This window comes from Rhodococcus sp. SB1D (assembly GCF_048573875.1).
GTDB lineage: Bacteria > Actinomycetota > Actinomycetes > Mycobacteriales > Mycobacteriaceae > Rhodococcus_F > Rhodococcus_F qingshengii.
On sequence record NZ_JBMAIQ010000023.1, the window covers coordinates 24,306 to 43,207 of the forward strand.

The following is an 18,902-nucleotide window of genomic DNA, read 5'->3' on the forward strand; positions in this document are numbered from 1 at the left end:
GTCCACCGTAGGGCACTCGGTGCTTCAAACGTGCGAAGGGCACCTCGCCGCTGCAATCGACCCAGCCGCGAACCGCTCAGCCCAGATGGCTGTTGGTCCAGTCGACCCATCCGGCTCGCAGTTCCTCGGTTCCGACGCCAACGACCGCTCGGATCCGCGAATCGAGGTCTTCGGCAGTCATCTTTCCGGAGGCGAGAGCGCGAAAGAGGTCGGTCAGCTTTGCTTCTCCGAATCGATCGGCGATATACGCGTTGATCGACCACGCCGATTCGTACGCCAGTGAACTCACGACCGGTACACCGCTGAACTGCGTGTCGTCCGGAAACTCGGTCGGAGTATCGCCGGAGCGTACCGCTGCCGCCAGAGTCGGCGCGATCTCACCCCAGGCCCGCGAGGATCCACGGTTTCCCGCGTATTCGGCAAACCCTTCCAATACCCACATCGGCGACCCGTCACGGGTTTTCGATCGGGCGGCTATGTGCATCAGTTCGTGGCGCAACACAGTTCGCCTGGTGATGTCGGTCAACCTCGAAGCCGCGGCAGGCGAGAAGACCACCCGCTGGCCGCTCACGTCGGAAGACCCGTCCGCCGTCGCATCCGCGACCGACACTGCGGCAATCGAAGCGCCGTCGTGATGGGAGCCGACCAGTGCGGTGAATTCCTCAGCGGACCCCGCCACCATGAGCACCGCGCGCTCGGACCACCACGGCCCCCACAACTGCGTCGTGTTCTCGATGGCTGAGTCCACATCGGCAGCCAAAGCGTCGACGAACGCCTGCTGACCCGGGTGGCCGATCACCAGCGCGTTACCCGCAGAATTCTCGGCGACGGCAAGCGGGCCGAAGTCCCAGGGGCCGTTCCAGGATTCGCCCGCCGTTCGGGCGCCGTCCAGTCCGACGATCGACCCGTCCGCAAGAACCGACCACTGATCGCCGCGTTTCGCGAGTGTCATGGACACTGCCTTGCGCGTGGGCAATGCGTCGACGCCGTCGAGGGCGTACCGCAACAGAACTTGCGCATTCCATACTTCGACGTCTCCGCCCGGCGCACCGGTTCGCGGCGCCGGAGTCAGGCCGCCGCTGGGAATCTCGTATCCCCAGTCGGAGAATTCGAGCGCTCCCGCTGCAGTGGCTCGTCGAACTTCCGCCTCGAGCACACCGGGTGCGGCGGAACTGTCGACGAACTTCGCCAGCCCCGACGGATCGTCGGACATCTGAGCCGCGGCCCATGCATCGAGAAAGCTCTGGACTTGAGCGCTGCGTTCCGCGTCCTGTTCGGCGGCGGCGTTTTCGTCGGAATCGGACCTGTTCGTCAGGAAGATCGTCAGGCCCAGAACGAGCACCACGGCTACACCGAGCGCCACGAGGGCCGGATACTCCCAACGGCGTGGTCGATCTGCGCCGACGTCGGGCGTCGTCATCGGTTCAGTCGGCACGGTGCCGAGTGTAGGAGAACTCGACTCGACGCTTCACGGCGGCTGGCCACACGCCACTCAGGCGCAGCAAGCCGTCAGTAACGACGCGCAGTGGAGAACTCCATGCCTGCCATCGACTGGACCTTCACCGGTACGCCGAACGTCGACGCATGCAGAATGTTTCCGTCGCCGGCGTAGATGCCGACATGCGAGTTGTCGCTGTAGAACGTCACGACGTCGCCGGGCTGTAGTTGGTCCCTCGACACCGGTACACCGCCCTGCGCCTGCGCTTGGCTCGATCGCGGCAGAGTCTTTCCGATCTGCTTGTAGGCCCACACCACCAGACCTGAGCAGTCGAACTCGTTCGGGCCGGTCGCGCCCCAGACGTACGGGTCACCGATCCGCGTGAGGCCTGCCTGCAGAGCAGCAGCACCCGAGCCAGGGGTCAAGTTAGCCAGAATTTTGCTGAGATCGACATCCGGCGGGAAAGGCGTACCGCTCAGTTGGTTACGTTCGTCGTCGGTGAGATTCTGGAAGGCTTTGGTCACGTCGGCGATCTGCGTCTGCAGTTCACTCTGCTTGCGCTGCAAATCGTCACTGAGTGCGCGGGCTTGATCGGCGGCGGTTCGCGCTTCTTCGGCCGATCGCTTCGATGCTTCCGAGGCGGCACGCGCATCGGCAGTGGCTTGGTTGAACTGAGAGACCTGTACTGCCGCGTCGTTGGAAATCACGTCGAGCGCAGACATCTGGTCGAGCAACTGCTGCGGCGAGTCGCTCACCATCAACGCAAAGAGGCGATTGGTTCGCGCACCCTGGTAATTCGCTGTGGCAATACGGTTTACCGCCGGAGCGAACTCGGCGACGCGCGCCGAAGCCGCGTCGAGAAGACCCTGATCGGCTGCCGATCGCACGTCCGCATCATTCGCGACTGCCAGCTTCGCGTCGAGGTCGATCTGCGCGTTGTGCAGCGCTTCGTTGGTCTGCTCGGAAACCCGGGAGAGTTCACCGAGCTTGTCGAGCGCCTCGGTGGGGTTGGTGATGACGGGGTCGGCACCGGCCTGCATCGAAGGCCCTGCAACGAGTCCGAACGCCAGCACTCCCACTGTCAATGCGGCCCGTACTCGACTGTTGTTTTTCGATGAAACCACGGAATGCAACTCTCCGTCTCGGTGAAGCGACGCCGACCGGGGCCGGTCGACGATCTGTTAGCTGGCTGTCAACTATCCACAGTACCTGTCTCGGCCGCGCAATGTCTCGATAAGGTTACGGAACGGCATACGTTTGTGTCTACTCGCCGGTAGGCGTGTCGGGGTGAAGTACCGGGCGAATTGTCGCGAAACGAAAATGTGGGCCCCGAATCGAAGATTCGAGGCCCACATTCGAAGATCCGGAGCTCCCCCGAGCTCCGCCGCATCACAGCGGCGGATCGTTCCGACTGCCTACCGGAGACAGCCGTCGAGCGTGTTCAGAAATCAGTAACGGCGAGCGCCGTCGTACGGCATCGAGGACACCGGAGCGAGCTTCACGGGCTGACCAGCGGTCGACGCGTGGATGACATTGCCGTTACCGGCGTAGATGCCCGAATGCGATCCGCCGTAGAAGGAGATCACGTCGCCGACCTGAAGATCGGACTGTGCGACGGCAACGCCGGCTGCAGCCTGGTCGTAGCTCGTGCGAGGCAGGTTGAGACCGGCCTGCTTGTATGCCCACTGAACGAGACCTGAGCAGTCGAATGCGTCCGGGCCGGCTGCGCCGTACACGTACGGGGAGCCCAGCTTGCTCTCTGCGGCGCGAACTGCCTGCTCACCAACACTGGAGATGGGAGCGGCCGGTGCAGCCGGTGCGATGTCGGTGATGCCCGGAATGACCGGCAACTGAGGAATAGAAACGCCCGGAACCTCGAACGTGCCGACGCCGGGGATGGTGATGGGGTCTGCCGAGGCAGGTGCAGCGGTTGCAGCGAATGCTCCGACTGCGAGCGCGCCGGCTACTGCCAACTGCGCTGAACGCTTGAAACTCTGTGACGCCACTTAAGGGGTGCTCCATTTCTTCCATTCATCCGCCGACCGAGTTAGCTGACGGGTTCGGGCTGGGAAGATCAGCCCTACCCGCGTGGTCTGCAGCGATCCTGCGTGCTGCACCCCAGGCGGGATTCACCCCAGTGGAAACTTGGGTTCCCGGTTCGGGTTCCTCGCGGAGATCCCGATTAGGCGGTTCCTGACGATGCCGGTCCTGTTTGGTCCGGCAAGACTTCGTTAGGTCTCAGGAAGGTTACGAAATGATCGCGACGATGTCGACCGCTTCGTGACAATCGCGCCCGATTCGCCGGAAATCGCGGTGCCGCGCCCGCGATACGCCCGGCGGGTCACGGGGAGATAACAACAGGTCGGTTCGGCGACCCACTCCAGGCCGTCAAACCCGCGCCCGCTACCCACTGCCAAGGCTCACCAAACCCGACAATCCGATCTTCCATGCAGTTCAACGATGATTACTTGAAACTAGAACTTGTTCCGGTCACGGACGCGGTTTCAGCCGTCGACAGACGCACCGAAGACCCCCTCGACTCGCCCTACTCACAAGTAGGCGCGCGTCCACATTCGCGAGTTCCCACCGCAAGTGTGATCCTCGTCTCTCCTACTTTTGTCGGGCGTTCATCGACCGATTTCGCAACGGAAGTCCGTGCGGGTCGGATTCCGTGTCTGCACTCTCGAATTCGTGTCGGGGGGTACTTCTACTGTCTGCGGTGTGAGTCCCGCCTCGGCCCGAGAATTTCCGTCTCCGCCCCCGTTCTCCGACGGGGAGAAGTTCGACGTCGGGCGGCAACTGAGCTTCGACGAACTGGACACACCGCTGAGCGAGACAACATTTGTCGTCGTCGACCTCGAGACCACAGGGGGCAGCGCCGACCAGGACTCCATCACCGAGATCGGCGCCGTCAAGATCCGCGGCGGCGAGGTACTGGGCGAAATGGCAACACTCGTCGACCCCGGCCGGTCGATTCCGCCGTACATAGTCGAACTGACCGGAATCACCACAGCCATGCTGATCGGTGCACCTCCCATCGAACGTGTCCTGCCTGCTTTTCTCGAGTTCGCCGAGGGCGCGGTGCTGGTGGCACACAACGCGCCGTTCGACATCGGTTTCCTCAAAGCAGCGGCGTCACGCAGCGCGCGCCCGTGGCCTGCGTTCCGTGTCCTGTGCACCGTCAAACTCGCCCGGCGCGTACTCTCACGCGACGAAGCACCTTCGGTGAAGCTCTCCGCACTCGCCCATCTCTTCCAAGTGACCACCCAGCCGACGCACCGGGCTCTCGACGACGCGCGTGCGACCGTCGACGTCCTCCACGGACTGATCGACAGGGTCGGAAACCAGGGTGTCCACAGTTACAGCGAACTGGTCGACTACCTGCCCAACATTTCCTCGCATCAACGGGCCAAACGGTCCTTCGCCGCAAACCTGCCGCGAAGCCCCGGTGTCTACCTTTTCCGCGGTCCTTCCGACGAAGCCCTCTACATAGGAACTGCTACCGACCTTCGACGCCGCGTCCGCAACTACTTCACCGGTTCGGAGACCCGCGGCCGGATGAAGGAAATGGTCGCGCTGGCCACCCGCGTGGACCATGTCGAGTGCGCGCACGCTCTCGAAGCCGGGGTGCGTGAACTACGACTGCTGAGCGCGCATGCGCCGCCGTACAACCGTCGCTCCAAGTTTCCCAAGCGAGGTTGGTGGATCACCCTCACCGACGAGGCGTTTCCGAGACTGTCCGTGGTTCGCACGCCCACGGCCGATTCGATCGGCCCGTTCACCTCTCGCGCCGACGCAGTCGACGTCGCCGACACCGTCGCAGAGTTCAGTCGTCTGCGCACGTGTACCAAGCGTCTCGGACGCGGCGCCGTTCACGGCCCTGACTGCCCCGCTCGCGAACTGGGGGCGTGTCCAGCCTCCTGGACCCCGGAAATCAACGCAGAGGACTACGCGGCCGCCCCTGAGGCCGTGCGTGGATTCTTCCGAGGAACCAACGACACTCCCCTCCAACAGATGCAGGCCCGGATCGACGAGCTGTCCGCACACGCGTTGTTCGAGAATGCTGCGCGTCTGCGTGACCGAACGGTCGCAGTCGCCACCGCAGTGCGGCGCACTCAGCGACTCGCTGCAGTCGCGGCGATCGAACAACTCGTTCTCGCCCGCCCCACCGGAGACGGCGGCTGGGAGCTGTCGGTGATCCGGTCCGGGCGTCTCGCGTCCGCCGGGCTCGCCAGACGTGGGACTCACCCGATGCCCGTCGTCGACGCCATCACCGCGGCGGCCGAAACCGTCCTACCGGACGACGCCCCGTTCCGCGGCGCGTCACCCGAAGAACTGGGACTGATCGCAAGGTGGCTCTCGTCGGACGGTGTCCGAATCGTGTCGGCGACATCCGGATACGTCGAACCTGTGAGCGGCGCCGGCAAGTGGGAAGCCTGGTGCCGACTCGCCCGAGCCGGAACCGAATCCGAACATCGATGACGTAACGGCGGGGCGGCACCCCTAAGCTCGATCGAAACCACCGGGTCATCACAACCCGCAGGGAAATCGAGGAGAGAAATGATCAACGCCATCGTCATGATTCACGCCGAGTCCGCTCGGATCCCGGAAACCGCGCAGGCCGTCGCCGACCTGTCCGGAGTGACCGAGGTCTACTCGTGCGCAGGTGACGTCGATTTGATCGCCATCGTGAAAGTGCGTGACCACGCCCAGATCGCCGACGTGGTCACCGGAGGAATCAACAAGGTGCCCGGCGTTCTCCGAACCGCCACACACATTGCGTTCCAGTCATTCTCCAGCGCAGACGTCGAGGCCGGTTTCTCGCTGGGTGAATAGCCCCTCGATCAGGCTTGGTCGGCCAGCTCGGCGGTGAGCGCCGCCCACTTGTGAAGCAGTTCAGCGCCCGCGCCGCTGTCGATCGCGGCAGCGGCTGCAGTCATCCCGGCAGAGATCGCACTCTCGAGATCGTCGCCGACACCGTTGAATGCCGCGATGGCTGCTCCCGCGTTCAGCAGGACCGCGTCCCGGACCGGCCCCTTCTGCCCGGAAAGCAGCGTTCTGGCGACGGTGGCGTTGATTTCGGCGTCGCCTCCACGCAACTCTTCGAGAGGAACGCGGTCGATTCCGAGGTCACGCGGATCCAGCGTGACAGTTCGCACACTTCCACCGCCGACGATGTGAACCGTCGACGTCGTCGATGTGGTCAGTTCGTCCAGTCCGTCGTCTCCCCGTACCACCAACGCCGAATTGCCGCGCTGCGCAAGGACTCCCGCGACGACCGAGATCAGTTTCGGAAATGCGCACCCGATCAGCCCGGCACGCGGACGAGCCGGATTGGTCAGTGGACCGAGCACGTTGAATGCCGTCGGAATGCCGATTTCCTTGCGAGGCACCGCCGCAAAGCGCAGTGCGGGATGGAAGACCGGCGCGAAACAAAAGCCGATGCCGACCTCTTCGACGCACCTCGCAACCTGCTCCGGCCCGAGGTCGATGCGAACGCCGAGCGCCTCGAGCACGTCGGCGCCACCGCTCTTGGACGAAGCAGCGCGGTTGCCGTGCTTGACAACTCGCACACCGGACGCGGCAACCACGATCGAGGCCATCGTCGAGATGTTCACCGTGTTGGAGCGGTCACCACCCGTGCCGACGATGTCGACGACGTCGGAATCGACCGGCACGCGCCTGGAGTGTTCGAGCATCGCGGCGGCGAGCCCTTCCAACTCCGCGGGGGTTTCTCCCTTCATCTTCAGGCCGACCCCGAAAGCAGCGATCTGAGCGGAGGTGGCGTTGTCCGACATGATCTCGCCCATAGCCCAGCGACTGTCGGCTTCCGACAAGTCACTGCCGTCCGTGAGCAAACCGAGAATCATCGGCCAGGACCGCACCACTGCACTCGAATCGACGTTCACGGCGTTGGATGCGTCGGTGCCGGCCATAGTGCCTTGGTCCCCTGTCGTTCAAGTGGGCTGGATTTCGAGCTGTCGTTTCGAGCTGTCGTTTCGCGCTGCCATTTTGTGCTGCCGATGACCCTCGCAGCCTAGTCAGTGAGGTAACGAGGAAACCGAATAGGGCCGCTCAGGACTTTCTGCGACCGCGTTTGGGCGGCGCCTCCGCAAGTATCGGGGGCTGGAGCGCGTCCCACCCGGCGACCGAACCACCGAGTCGCTGCGCCAGACCAGCCATTCGTGACCGCTCCTGGGAGCAATGCAGGGCGTCAAGCACCTGGACACGCTCGAAGACGACGCGAACCGAATTCTCGACCACCGGAGTCACGTCCTCGGGCCGACTCGAGCCTCGCACATATCCGTCCTGGGCGACGATGCTCTCGGCATCGGCTACCGAGCCCTCCGGGAGGTCGAGATGATGCCGCAGAACCACTTCGGACTCCGCCCTGAACTCCGGCTCGGTGGAGGCGGCACGTTCGAGAGCCGTCGAGCTCGCCTCGGCGTCGTCGAAGCCTTCGGCAACGACGACCAGATCCGACCGCCCTGCATCGAGCGGTGTCGGAATCTTCGTGCCGAAAATTCTCAGGAACCACGGTCTACTCTTGTGTGTAGCTGCCATCGCGCCAGCATATTCCGACCACGCCACCAGCGCGTTCGCCGCCCGATCCCGCGAACTCGAGCCGAGCGACGCGCCGATGGTGGACCCGAGTGGTCGTCTCTTACGACGAAGCGTCATACTTCTGTCTGTGACGAGCGCAGTAGGGACTTCAGGATCGGCAATCACCCAACGCGTGCACTCGCTGAACCGGCCGAATATGGTCAGCGTTGGCACCATCGTGTGGTTGTCAAGTGAGCTCATGTTCTTCGCAGGGCTCTTTGCCATGTACTTCGTGGCACGAGCTCAGGCGAACGGAAATTGGCCGCCGGAGCCAACCGAATTGAACCTTTATCTGGCCGTGCCGGTGACCTTGGTGCTTATCGCATCTTCGTTCACCTGCCAGATGGGTGTCTTCGCGGCTGAGCGTGGCGACGTCTTCGGACTTCGTCGCTGGTACACCATCACCTTGGTCATGGGGGCGTTCTTCGTCGCCGGCCAGGGTTACGAGTACTACCACCTCGTGCACGAGGGCACCACGATTTCGAGCAGCGTGTACGGCTCGGTGTTCTACATGACCACCGGCTTCCACGGTCTGCACGTCATCGGCGGTCTCATCGCCTTCGTCTTCTTGATCGCACGTACCCGGGTCAGCAAGTTCACGCCCGCCCAGGCCACCGCCGCGATCGTTGTTTCGTACTACTGGCACTTTGTCGACATCGTGTGGATCGCGCTGTTTGCCACGATTTATTTCATCCGTTAATCAGCTGTACGCCCCAGGCAGCCCCTGACGTCCAGTTCCGTCCCGACATACCAAAGGGATACAGATGAGTTCATCCCCCCCTCCCGCATCCGATAACTCAGCGAATGCCGCGAAGTCGCGTCGCCAGCGGAAAATCCGCCGGCGCGTCACTGGCGCGCTCGTATTGATGATGGGATTGATCAGCGCAGGTTTCCTCGCTTCGGCGTTGACACCAGCTCCGCAGGTTGCGACCGCCAGTGACGATTCAGCAGCCCTGATTCGTGAAGGCAAGCAGCTGTACGACACGTCATGCATCACGTGCCACGGCGCGAACTTGCAGGGCGTGCAGGACCGCGGTCCCAGCCTCATCGGCGTCGGCGAAGCAGCCGTGTACTTCCAGGTCTCCTCTGGTCGTATGCCGGCAGCTCGCAACGAGGCCCAGGCTGCACGCAAGGACCCCAAGTTCGATGCTGCGCAGACCGACGCCCTCGGCGCTTTCATCCAGGCCAACGGCGGCGGCCCGACGCTCATCCGCGACGAGAACGGCGAAATCGCCCAGTCCTCGCTGCGCGGTGGCGACGTCGGACGCGGCAGTGAGCTCTTCCGGCTCAACTGCGCGTCGTGCCACAACTTCACCGGCCGCGGTGGCGCACTGTCCTCGGGCAAGTACGCCCCGGTCCTGGATCCGGCCAGCGAGCAGCAGATCTACGCTGCCATGGTTACCGGTCCCCAGAACATGCCGAAGTTCTCGGATCGTCAGCTGACGATCGAGGAGAAGAAGGACATCATCGCCTACGTCAAGTCGTCGGGCGAGTCGAAGGACCCCGGTGGGTACGGGCTCGGTGGCCTCGGTCCGGCCTCTGAGGGTCTCGCCATGTGGGCCGTCGGAATCATCGCTGTCGTCGGTGCAGCATTGTGGATCGGAGCAAGGTCATGAGCGACGCTGGCCAGCATGGCGGCGATACGCCTAAGAAGTACACAGATGAAGAGCTCGACGCGATGTCACGCGACGACCTGGTCAAGCTGGGTACCAATCTCGATGGCGTCGATGTCGTCTACCGCCGTGATCGTTGGTCGGTAAAGGGCACCAGGGCGGAAAAGCGCGCCGAGCGCAACGTCGCCTTCTGGTTCGGCCTCGCCGGCGTTTCGGCGATCGCGTTCATCGCGATCTACCTGTTCTGGCCCTGGGAGTACGCAGGCGCCGGTGACGAGAACTACGGCAAGTACAGCCTGTACACCCCGCTGATCGGCTTGACCATGGGTCTGGCGATCCTCGGCGTCGGCATCGGTGCCGTTCAGTTCACGAAGAAGTTCATCCCCGAAGAGGTCTCGATCCAGGACCGCCACGACGGTGGTTCCACCGAGGTCGATCGTCGCACGATCGTCGCCGAGCTCGGCGACACCCTCGAGACGTCCACCCTCCCCCGCCGCAAGGCCATCAAGCGCAGCTTGATGTTCGGCGGCGGCGCACTCGGCGTCATGATGGTCATGCCCCTCGGCGGACTCATCAAGAACCCGTGGGCCAAGGGCGACGACTCACCTCTGTGGGTGTCCGGCTGGACCCCGAACTACCCGGGCGAGACCATCTACCTGCGTCGTGACACCGGCCGTCCCGAGGACATCGTCCTCGTTCGCCCGGAAGATCTCGATGCCGGTTCGATGGAAACGGTCTTCCCGTTCCGCGAGTCCGACCGTGGCGACGAGCACGCTCTGCTCGCAGCACTGCGCGGCATTCGTAACTCGGTGATGCTCATCCGCCTCCGCACGGAAGACACCGCGCGTGTCACCAAGCGCAAGGGCCAGGAAAGCTTCAACTACGGCGATTACTTCGCCTACTCGAAGATCTGCACCCACCTGGGTTGCCCCACCTCGCTCTACGAACAGCAGAGCAACCGTATTCTGTGCCCCTGCCACCAGTCGCAGTTCGACGCACTGACCTACGGCAAGCCGATCTTCGGTCCCGCTGCTCGCGCACTTCCGCAGTTGCCTATTACAGTGAACGAAGAGGGCTTCCTGGTCGCCGACGGTGACTTCATCGAAGCACTCGGCCCGGCATTTTGGGAGCGTCGACCGTGACCACAACAACAACCAAACCGTCCAAGATCAGCGCGGCAGCGGCTGGACAAGCGGAGGCTATGGACTCCCGCTACCACCTCGCCGCAGGCATGCGCCGGCAGATCAACAAGGTCTTCCCGACGCACTGGTCCTTCATGCTCGGCGAGATCGCGCTCTACAGCTTCGTGATCCTGCTGATCTCCGGTGTGTTCCTGACGCTGTTCTTCGATCCGTCGATGGCACACGTCGTCTACCAGGGCGCATACCAGCCGCTTCGCGGTGTCACGATGTCTCGCGCCTACGAGACGACCCTGAACATCTCCTTCGAGGTGCGCGGCGGTCTCTTCGTTCGCCAGATTCACCACTGGGCTGCACTGATGTTCGCGGCGTCGATCATCGTTCACCTCGCTCGCATCTTCTTCACCGGCGCCTTCCGTCGCCCACGTGAAGCGAACTGGGTCATCGGCTGCCTGCTGCTCATCCTGGCGATGTTCGAAGGCTTCTTCGGTTACACCATCCCCGACGACCTGCTCTCGGGCACCGGCCTCCGCGCCGCCTTCGGTGGTATCACGATGAGTATCCCGATCGTCGGTACCTGGATGCACTGGCTGATCTTCGACGGCGACTTCCCCGGCGACCTCATCATCCCGCGTCTCTACGTCGCTCACGTGCTGCTGTTCCCGGGCATCATCCTGGCTCTGATCGCCGGCCACCTCGCGTTGGTCTGGTACCAGAAGCACACGCAGTTCCCCGGCCCCGGCCGTACGGAACAGAACGTCGTCGGCGTCCGCATCCTCCCGGTCTTCGCGATGAAGGGTGGCGCGTTCTTCGCCATGACCTTCGGCGTGCTCGCACTGCTCGGTGGTCTGTTCCAGATCAACCCCGTGTGGAACATCGGTCCGTACAACCCGTCACAGGTCTCGGCAGGTTCCCAGCCCGATATCTACATGATGTGGACGGACGGCCTTGCTCGACTGTGGCCGGCGTGGGAGATCTATCTGTTCAACCGGTACACGATCCCTGCAGTGTTCGCCGTCGCCCTGATCATGGGCCTCGTCTTCGCACTGTTGATCGCGTACCCGTGGATCGAGAAGCGTCTCACCGGAGACGACGCTCACCACAACATCCTGCAGCGCCCGCGCGACGTGCCGGTCCGTACCGCTATCGGTGCGATGTCCATCGCGTTCTACCTGGTGCTCACGATCTCCTGCATCAACGACATCATCGCGTACCACCTGCACATCTCGCTGAACGCAATGACGTGGATCGGCCGTATCGGCATGGTCATCCTTCCGCCCATCGCGTACTTCGTGACGTACCGGTTCTGCATCGGCCTGCAGCGCAGTGACCGTGCAGTCCTCGAACACGGCATCGAGACCGGCATCATCAAGCGGATGCCGAACGGCCAGTACATCGAGATCCACCAGCCGCTCGGCCCCGTCGACGAGCACGGACACCCGATCCCGCTCGAGTACCAGGGTGCTGCTGTCCCGAAGAAGATGAACAAGCTCGGCCTCGCCGGCAAGCCCGGTAGCGGTAGCCTGATCACCGCTGACCCAGTCGAGGAGAGCGAGGCTCTCGAAGCCGCTCATCACGAAGCTGAGCACGAGCAGCTTCAGATCCTTCTGGACTACCAGAACCGAACCAACGGCAAGTCCGATGGTTCCAGTGGAGAACTCCACTAAGAACGTCAGTTGACCAGTGAGGCCCCGAACCGGATTCCGGTTCGGGGCCTCACTCGTTCTCTGAGCGATTCAGTATGGACAACCTCCAAGTGGGCACCACTCCCCCGGTTCGTTGTCCGAGCGCCGACAACAGCGGGCACTACGCCTTACTAGTCCTCGAACAGAGTTGAATAGTGCTCCACCGTCGGGAACGGCTCGTAGAAGTGATGGAGAAGTTCTCGCCACTTCTCGTATCCCGTGGACTGACGGAAGCCGATGGTGTGTGACTCCACGTCTTCCCACTCGACCAGCAGGAGATATCGCTCCGGTGATTCCAGGCAGTGCGAGAGCCGCAGCCTGATGAATCCGGGAACCTCGGAGATGATGGTTCGGGCCACGTCGAATGCGGCCTCGAAACGCGCTGACTGCGACGGATCGACCTGCAGGACGGCATGTTCGAGAATCATCTACGGAGTGTTGCACGTTCTCGGGAGTCCCCTCGAGGCGTTGTCGCCTGGTGAGATACTCGGACCATGACATCCCATGCACGCGGCACCTTCGAGATCGATCTTCGCCCCGCCGATCCTGAGCTCTCCGGACGCGTCGGACGCTTCGAGTTCGACAAGACGTTCATCGGCGGCATCGAAGGCACGTCGTCCGGCCTGATGCTGTCCGCGGGCGATCCGACAGCCGGTGCAGCGGGCTATGTCGCTTTGGAGTTTGTCACGGGGCAGGTCGACGAAGCTGTGGGATCGTTCGCCCTGCAGCAGTTCGGTCAGATGATCGACGGAACGCAGAAGCTTCTGTACGAGATCGTGCCGGGGTCCGGAACCGGCGAGTTGAAGGGCATCGCAGGCACTCTCGAGCTGGAGGTCGTCGACGGTCTGCACCGCTACGACCTCGAATACTCGCTCCACGATTGACAGAGAGCGGTTGTTGACAGGCACCCTCCTACCACCGAAACGTACATAAACGACAACAGAGGCGCCGTACCCGGGTGGGTGCGGCGCCTCTGTTCGAGTGCGGGTGAAACTAGTGCTTCTCGGGTCCGGTGTAGTACTCGAACACCAGGCCTGCGGCTGCGGCGAGCACACAGACAACTGCGACTGCGATGAGCCACGGCTGGAAGTACGCCAGCGACACTGCCGCGAGTGCAGCAGCAGCGGCAAGCAGGATCGGCCAGAAGCTACCCGGGCTGAAGAAGCCCAGTTCTCCTGCACCATCCGAGATTTCAGCGTCGTCGTAGTCCTCGGGACGGGTGTCCAGACGACGGGCGACGAAGCGGAAGTAGGTACCCACGATGAGCGTCAGACCTGCAGACAGGACGATGGCCGTCAGTCCGGCCCACTCGATACCTGTGCGTGACAGAGCGGTGAACACTCCGTAGATGATCGCGACGAGAATGAAGAACATCGTCAGGATCTCGAAGAGCTTGGCTTCGATCTTCATATCAGCACTTGTCCTTGTTCAGTGAAGAGGCTGGCCGGCTCAGTTGCCTGCAGTGGCGACGGTTGCCTGACGGTACTCGCGGTCGGTGTTGAACGGCGTGGTCGACGTAGCCACCGGCGACTGACCGATTGCCTGCAGAGCCTCAGCGGTCGTCAGACCACCCTTGCCCTCCGCGTCACCCTTGCGCAGTTCGATGTACTTGGCGAAGTCCTCGGGCGAAACCGCACGAACCTCGAAGTTCATCATCGCGTGGAACGTGCCACACATTTCTGCACAACGCCCGACGAACGCGCCTTCCTTCTCGATCTCACTGATCTGGAAGATGTTGTCCGAGTGGTTCTCCTTGGGGTTCGGGAGAACGTCGCGCTTGAACAGGAACTCAGGCACCCAGAAAGCGTGGATGACGTCCGAGGAAGCAAGTTCGAACTGGATCCGCTTGCCGGTGGGCAGAACGAGGATCGGGATCTCCTGGCTGGAGCCGACGGTCTCGATCTTGTCGTAGTGCAGGTAGCTCAGGTCCTCGGTGCTGTTGCCGTGGATCGGGCCGGGGACTTCTTCCCCGTGTTCGTTCACGGTGGAACCCTCGGTCTTGGCAGCCTCTTCGGCCTCGACGTCGATTCCGTTGTACTTGGCGGAGCCGTCACCGAACTCGATGGAGCGGTAGCCGAACTTCCAGTTCCACTGGAAGGCCGTGACGTCTACAACGACGTCAGGGTTGTCCGTCTTGTCCAGAACATGGTTCTGAACGATGACGGTGAAGTAGAAGAGAACCGCGATGATGACGAAGGGAACTGCCGTGTAACCGAGTTCGAGCGGCACGTTGTATGCCGTCTGACGCGGGAATTCCGGCGAGTCCTTCTTCTTGCGGTGGAAGATGACGGCCCAGAAGACCAGCCCCCACACCAGCACACCCATGACGAGGGCGGCTACAACCGACCACGTCCACAGCTCACGCATGCGCGTCGCCTCCGGGGTGATGCCCGAAGGCCACCCGAAACGAAGCACTTCGTTGTCGATGGAGCAACCCGACAGCAGCAAGGCAGCAATGCCCAGAGATACTGCCAGCCCCGCTCGCCGAAGGATCCGACCTTGCGCCACGTTCACGCCTTCCTGATCGCCACAAAATTCAACTAGGGCATGCCCGGAGGGAAGGCCCAATTACTACGCAGCGTAGACCAAAGCCGGGCGCTATCCATCCTCGGGTCCTCGCCCGTGTCGCGGCGGACGTCACACAGCTCTCTCAGGTGCTGCTCAGGAACGGCTCAGGTCGTTTCGGCGACGCACATCACGTCGATTCGTTCCGCCGCGATCGGCAGGGACGTCGATCTGCGGCATACTTTCGTCAAGAGTTCGTTGACCTCTCCCCGACACTCGTGTCCGGGAGCCTTCTGTACAAAAATTCTGAATCGAGGAACCGGACGCTGTGTGTGGACTGCTCGGGCTACTGACATCTGGCGGAACCAGCGAGGACGCCGTCTCGCGGGTCGACCAGGCGATGCATTGCCTTCGTCACCGCGGGCCGGACGAACACGGGACGTGGAACGACGATCACCTCGTCTTCGGGTTCAACCGCCTGGCGATCATCGACATCGCTCATTCCCACCAGCCGCTGCGTTGGGGCCCACCGGAGAACCCGGAGCGTTATGCGCTCACGTTCAACGGCGAGATCTACAACTACTTGGAGATCCGCGCCGAACTGGTCAAGGACCACGACGCCAAGTTCTTCACCGAGGGCGACTCCGAGGCCATCGTCGCTGCATTCCACTACTGGGGTGAGGACGCGGTCCGGCGCCTGCGCGGAATGTTCGCGTTCGCGATCTGGGACACCGACACACGCGAGCTGTTCATCGCGCGCGATCCATTCGGGATCAAGCCGCTGTTCATCGCGACCGGCGCCGGCGGCACCGCGTTCGGCAGCGAGAAGAAGAGCCTGCTCGAACTCACCGATCTGATCGGCATCGGTACCGAGCTGGATCCGCGTGCCATCGAGCACTACACCGTTCTGCAGTACGTACCGGAGCCGGAAACACTGCACAAGCAGATCCGACGCCTGGAGTCGGGCAGCTTCGCTCGGGTGCGTCCGGGCGAGGAGCCCACGTTCACGCGGTATTTCACGCCGAAGTTCCCGGCCAAGCCTTTTGCACCTGGCACCGAGAAGGCGCGCTACCAGGAAATCGCCGAGGCACTCGAGGATTCGGTCGCCAAGCACATGCGCGCCGACGTCACCGTCGGTTCGTTCTTGTCCGGTGGTATCGACTCCACGGCGATCGCGGCGCTGGCGATGCGCCACAACCCCAACCTGATCACCTTCACGACCGGTTTCGAACGTGAGGGCTATTCCGAGGTCGACGTCGCTGCAGAATCTGCCGCAGCGATCGGCGCGAAGCACGTCGTCAAGGTGGTCTCCCCCGCCGAGTTCGCCGCTGCCATCCCCGAGATCGTCTGGTACCTCGACGACCCGGTAGCCGATCCGGCATTGATTCCGCTGTGGTTCATCGCGAAGGAAGCGCGCAAGCACGTCAAGGTCGTGCTGTCCGGCGAGGGTGCCGACGAGCTGTTCGGCGGCTACACGATCTACCGTGAGCCGTTGTCGCTCAAGCCTTTCGAGTACCTCCCCAAGGGACTGCGTCGGGCTGCCGGCAAGTTGTCCGAACGCATCCCGGACGGCACTCGTGGCAAGAGTCTGCTCAACCGCGGTTCCTTGACGCTCGAGGAGCGCTACTACGGAAATGCTCGTAGCTTCAACGACGCTCAGCTCCGCGCCGTCCTGCGCGATTTCCGCCCCGAGTGGACTCACCAGGACGTCACTGCGCCGATCTACGCGCAGTCACGGGACTGGGATCCGGTTGCGCGAATGCAGCATCTCGACCTGTTCACCTGGCTGCGCGGCGACATCCTCGTCAAGGCAGACAAGATGACGATGGCCAACTCGCTGGAACTGCGTGTGCCGTTCCTCGATCCCGAGGTCTTCGACGTCGCGTCACGCGTACCGCTCGATCAGAAGATCACGAAGGACACAACCAAGTACGCACTGCGCCAGGCCCTGGAAGGCATTGTGCCGCACCATGTTCTGCACCGTGCGAAGCTCGGATTCCCGGTTCCCCTACGCCACTGGCTGCGCGGCACCGAACTCTTCGACTGGGCACATCTGCAGATCGAGGAGTCGGGTACCGACCACATCTTCGACAAGCAGGCCGTCGTGAAGATGCTCAACGATCACCGCGAGGGCGTGTCCGACCACAGCCGACGCCTGTGGACCGTCCTGACCTTCATGGTCTGGCACGGAATCTTCGTGGAGAAGCGCATCGTGCCGCAGATCCAGGAACCGGTGTACCCGGTCAATATCTAGGCCTTCGGCCCCGTGAGCGGTTAGGGAGTCTCCGGACTCCTCAACCACTCACGGGGCGGAGCCCTACTTCGGCAGGATCGTCGCGATCTCGTCCGCTGCCGCGCTGCCGTATGCGTCGGTAAGGCGCTTGAGTGCCTCGTCGCGATTGAACACCCACTCCTGCGTTCCCACGGTCTCGAGAATCAACACAGCGACCAAAGATCCCAACTGTGCAGCACGCTCGAAGCTCAGACCGGCGCCGTGTGCGAGCAGGAACCCGGCGCGGAAGCCGTCACCAACGCCCGTCGGATCCACCTTGCCGGTCTCGGGCACTACGTCGACACGCACCCAATTACCTTCGGCGTCAACAATTTCCACACCCTTGGAGCCGAGGGTGGTGACACGGATGCCGACCTGCGCGCGGATCTCTTCCTCGCTCAGACCAGTCTTCTGCTGAAGCAGACCCCACTCGTACTCGTTGGTGAACAAGTACTTCGCGCCGTGAATGAGCGCCTTGGCCTCGTCACCGGACAGGCGGGCAAGCTGCTGCGACGGATCCGCTGCGAACGGAATCCCGAGCAGACGGCATTCGTCGGTATGGCGAACCATGGCCTCGGGGTCGTTGGCGCCGATCAGCACCAACTCGACTGCGCCCGCAGTCTTGGCCACTGCCGCGAGTTCGATCTCGCGAGCCTCGCTCATCGCACCGGGGTAGAACGACGCGATCTGCGCCATGTCCTCGTCGGTGGTGCACACGAAACGCGCCGTATGTGCCTTGTCCGAGATACGGACCGCGCTGCAGTCGACGCCGTTGTCCTCGAGCCACGTGCGGTACTCGGCGAAGTCGGCACCGACTGCGCCGACGAGTAGCGGGGACCCACCGAGCACGCCCATGGCGTAAGCGATGTTGCCGCCGACACCACCGCGGCGAATCACGAGATCGTCGACCAGGAAACTCAGCGAAACGTGGGCGAGCTGATCGGCGAGGAGCTGATCGGCGAAGCGGCCGGGGAAGCGCATCAAGTGGTCGGTGGCGATGGAACCGGTTACCGCAATAGTCACGGATCGTGGCCTTTCAGCGAAGTGAGTACAAGAATGAAAGAGGAGCAAAAGTTCACGTTACCGCCCGTAGCGCCGTCATCGGCGCCCGAGCTGTCGGATCGGAACGGTCTACGTACGAGTCACCACAAACAACTGACGCGAAACCGAATGTCGGTTCCGCGTCAGTTGTTCGTGAATTGAGTTGTGATCGACAGACTCAGTTGAACGAGTCACCGCAGGCGCAGGAGCCTGTTGCATTGGGGTTGTCGATCGAGAAGCCCTGCTGCTCGATGGTGTCGAGGAAGTCGATGGACGCACCTTCGACGTACGGCGCGCTCATCCGGTCGACAACCAGGTTGACGCCGTTGAAGTCGACAGTGAGGTCACCGTCGAGCGTGCGGTCGTCGAAGAACAGCTGGTACTTCAGTCCGGCACAGCCGCCGGGCTGCACTGCAATACGCAGCGCGAGGTCGTCGCGACCCTCCTGATCGAAGAGTGCCTTCGCCTTGGCGGACGCGGCCTCGGTCATCTTGACGCCGTGGGTGGCGGTCTCGTTCTGCACAGTCATGGGCTCTCCCTAATGTTCGTACCAACCCGTGAACGCTTCAACGGTACGCCGCTGCCGACTTATTCCCGCCAGTCCTT

General features: G+C 62.8%; 18 protein-coding genes and 1 riboswitch. Of the genes, 8 read left to right on the plus strand and 10 right to left on the minus strand.

What is annotated here, in order from left to right:
• Positions 1–76: 76 nt before the first annotated feature.
• From ACN50D_RS30290 to ACN50D_RS30300, 3 genes are all read right to left on the minus strand, one after another.
• The gene (locus ACN50D_RS30290) at positions 77–1,435 is read right to left on the minus strand and encodes a peptidase MA family metallohydrolase (RefSeq protein ID WP_230691661.1); all 1,359 of its coding nucleotides are present in this window, start codon (positions 1,433–1,435) and stop codon (positions 77–79) included.
• A gap of 74 nt (positions 1,436–1,509) precedes the next feature.
• Positions 1,510–2,562 (minus strand): C40 family peptidase, encoded by a 1,053-nt coding sequence (locus ACN50D_RS30295; protein ID WP_003941704.1) that lies wholly within the window; start codon positions 2,560–2,562, stop codon positions 1,510–1,512.
• 324 nt (positions 2,563–2,886) lie between these two features.
• On the minus strand, positions 2,887–3,444 hold the full coding sequence (locus ACN50D_RS30300; RefSeq protein WP_003941754.1) for a C40 family peptidase: 558 nt from the start codon (positions 3,442–3,444) through the stop codon (positions 2,887–2,889).
• A 14-nt stretch (positions 3,445–3,458) separates the two neighbouring features.
• Positions 3,459–3,637, minus strand: a riboswitch (cyclic di-AMP (ydaO/yuaA leader).
• A 522-nt stretch (positions 3,638–4,159) separates the two neighbouring features.
• Here ACN50D_RS30300 and ACN50D_RS30305 point away from each other — a divergent pair.
• Together ACN50D_RS30305 and ACN50D_RS30310 are read left to right on the plus strand one after the other, a co-directional pair.
• Complete coding sequence (locus ACN50D_RS30305; RefSeq protein WP_211921183.1) at positions 4,160–5,920, plus strand: DEDD exonuclease domain-containing protein; 1,761 nt, start codon at positions 4,160–4,162, stop codon at positions 5,918–5,920.
• A 78-nt stretch (positions 5,921–5,998) separates the two neighbouring features.
• A complete protein-coding gene (locus ACN50D_RS30310) occupies positions 5,999–6,274 on the plus strand; it encodes an Lrp/AsnC family transcriptional regulator (protein ID WP_003941677.1) in 276 nt (91 codons plus the stop codon).
• Positions 6,275–6,282: 8 nt separating this feature from the next.
• Here the strand turns inward: ACN50D_RS30310 and trpD are convergent, their stop codons facing one another.
• Both trpD and ACN50D_RS30320 read right to left on the minus strand, forming a co-directional pair.
• Entirely contained in the window at positions 6,283–7,374 is a 1,092-nt protein-coding gene (gene trpD / locus ACN50D_RS30315) for an anthranilate phosphoribosyltransferase (RefSeq protein ID WP_211921185.1), read from the minus strand.
• A gap of 139 nt (positions 7,375–7,513) precedes the next feature.
• Positions 7,514–8,002: a hypothetical protein gene (locus ACN50D_RS30320; RefSeq protein WP_054826532.1), complete on the minus strand. Its 489-nt coding sequence runs from the start codon at positions 8,000–8,002 to the stop codon at positions 7,514–7,516.
• A 127-nt stretch (positions 8,003–8,129) separates the two neighbouring features.
• Here ACN50D_RS30320 and ACN50D_RS30325 point away from each other — a divergent pair, with 127 nt between their 5' ends.
• The 4 genes from ACN50D_RS30325 to ACN50D_RS30340 all read left to right on the plus strand — a co-directional run bounded on the left by ACN50D_RS30325 (position 8,130) and on the right by ACN50D_RS30340 (position 12,460).
• Positions 8,130–8,741: a cytochrome c oxidase subunit 3 gene (locus tag ACN50D_RS30325; RefSeq protein WP_007730060.1), complete on the plus strand. Its 612-nt coding sequence runs from the start codon at positions 8,130–8,132 to the stop codon at positions 8,739–8,741.
• A gap of 64 nt (positions 8,742–8,805) precedes the next feature.
• The gene (locus tag ACN50D_RS30330; protein ID WP_003941682.1) at positions 8,806–9,657 is read left to right on the plus strand and encodes a cytochrome c; all 852 of its coding nucleotides are present in this window, start codon (positions 8,806–8,808) and stop codon (positions 9,655–9,657) included.
• Positions 9,654–10,796, plus strand: coding sequence for a ubiquinol-cytochrome c reductase iron-sulfur subunit (locus ACN50D_RS30335; RefSeq protein WP_007730058.1), 1,143 nt, complete (start codon positions 9,654–9,656; stop codon positions 10,794–10,796). The genes ACN50D_RS30330 and ACN50D_RS30335 overlap by 4 nt, the downstream gene beginning before the upstream one ends.
• 59 nt (positions 10,797–10,855) lie before the next feature.
• A complete protein-coding gene (locus tag ACN50D_RS30340; RefSeq protein ID WP_007730057.1) occupies positions 10,856–12,460 on the plus strand; it encodes a cytochrome b in 1,605 nt (534 codons plus the stop codon).
• 149 nt (positions 12,461–12,609) lie between these two features.
• Here ACN50D_RS30340 and ACN50D_RS30345 read toward each other — a convergent pair whose 3' ends face one another.
• A complete protein-coding gene (locus tag ACN50D_RS30345; RefSeq protein WP_075833449.1) occupies positions 12,610–12,906 on the minus strand; it encodes an antibiotic biosynthesis monooxygenase family protein in 297 nt (98 codons plus the stop codon).
• Positions 12,907–12,972: 66 nt separating this feature from the next.
• On the opposite strand from ACN50D_RS30345, the gene ACN50D_RS30350 reads away from it, so the two are divergent.
• The gene (locus tag ACN50D_RS30350; RefSeq protein ID WP_211921187.1) at positions 12,973–13,362 is read left to right on the plus strand and encodes a DUF3224 domain-containing protein; all 390 of its coding nucleotides are present in this window, start codon (positions 12,973–12,975) and stop codon (positions 13,360–13,362) included.
• A gap of 109 nt (positions 13,363–13,471) precedes the next feature.
• Here ACN50D_RS30350 and ACN50D_RS30355 read toward each other — a convergent pair whose 3' ends face one another.
• Both ACN50D_RS30355 and ACN50D_RS30360 read right to left on the minus strand, forming a co-directional pair.
• Positions 13,472–13,888 carry a cytochrome c oxidase subunit 4 gene (locus tag ACN50D_RS30355; protein ID WP_003941723.1) on the minus strand — a complete coding sequence of 139 codons (417 nt, stop codon included), beginning with the start codon at positions 13,886–13,888 and terminating at the stop codon, positions 13,472–13,474.
• Between the two features lie 39 nt (positions 13,889–13,927).
• Positions 13,928–14,992: a cytochrome c oxidase subunit II gene (locus ACN50D_RS30360; protein WP_030537048.1), complete on the minus strand. Its 1,065-nt coding sequence runs from the start codon at positions 14,990–14,992 to the stop codon at positions 13,928–13,930.
• Positions 14,993–15,311: 319 nt separating this feature from the next.
• Here ACN50D_RS30360 and asnB point away from each other — a divergent pair, with 319 nt between their 5' ends.
• Positions 15,312–17,237 carry an asparagine synthase (glutamine-hydrolyzing) gene (gene asnB, locus ACN50D_RS30365; protein WP_003941790.1) on the plus strand — a complete coding sequence of 642 codons (1,926 nt, stop codon included), beginning with the start codon at positions 15,312–15,314 and terminating at the stop codon, positions 17,235–17,237.
• A 63-nt stretch (positions 17,238–17,300) separates the two neighbouring features.
• Here asnB and ACN50D_RS30370 read toward each other — a convergent pair whose 3' ends face one another.
• Both ACN50D_RS30370 and ACN50D_RS30375 read right to left on the minus strand, forming a co-directional pair.
• Entirely contained in the window at positions 17,301–18,278 is a 978-nt protein-coding gene (locus ACN50D_RS30370) for a carbohydrate kinase family protein (RefSeq protein WP_003941700.1), read from the minus strand.
• A 196-nt stretch (positions 18,279–18,474) separates the two neighbouring features.
• On the minus strand, positions 18,475–18,825 hold the full coding sequence (locus ACN50D_RS30375; RefSeq protein ID WP_007730053.1) for a HesB/IscA family protein: 351 nt from the start codon (positions 18,823–18,825) through the stop codon (positions 18,475–18,477).
• Positions 18,826–18,902 lie beyond the last annotated feature (77 nt).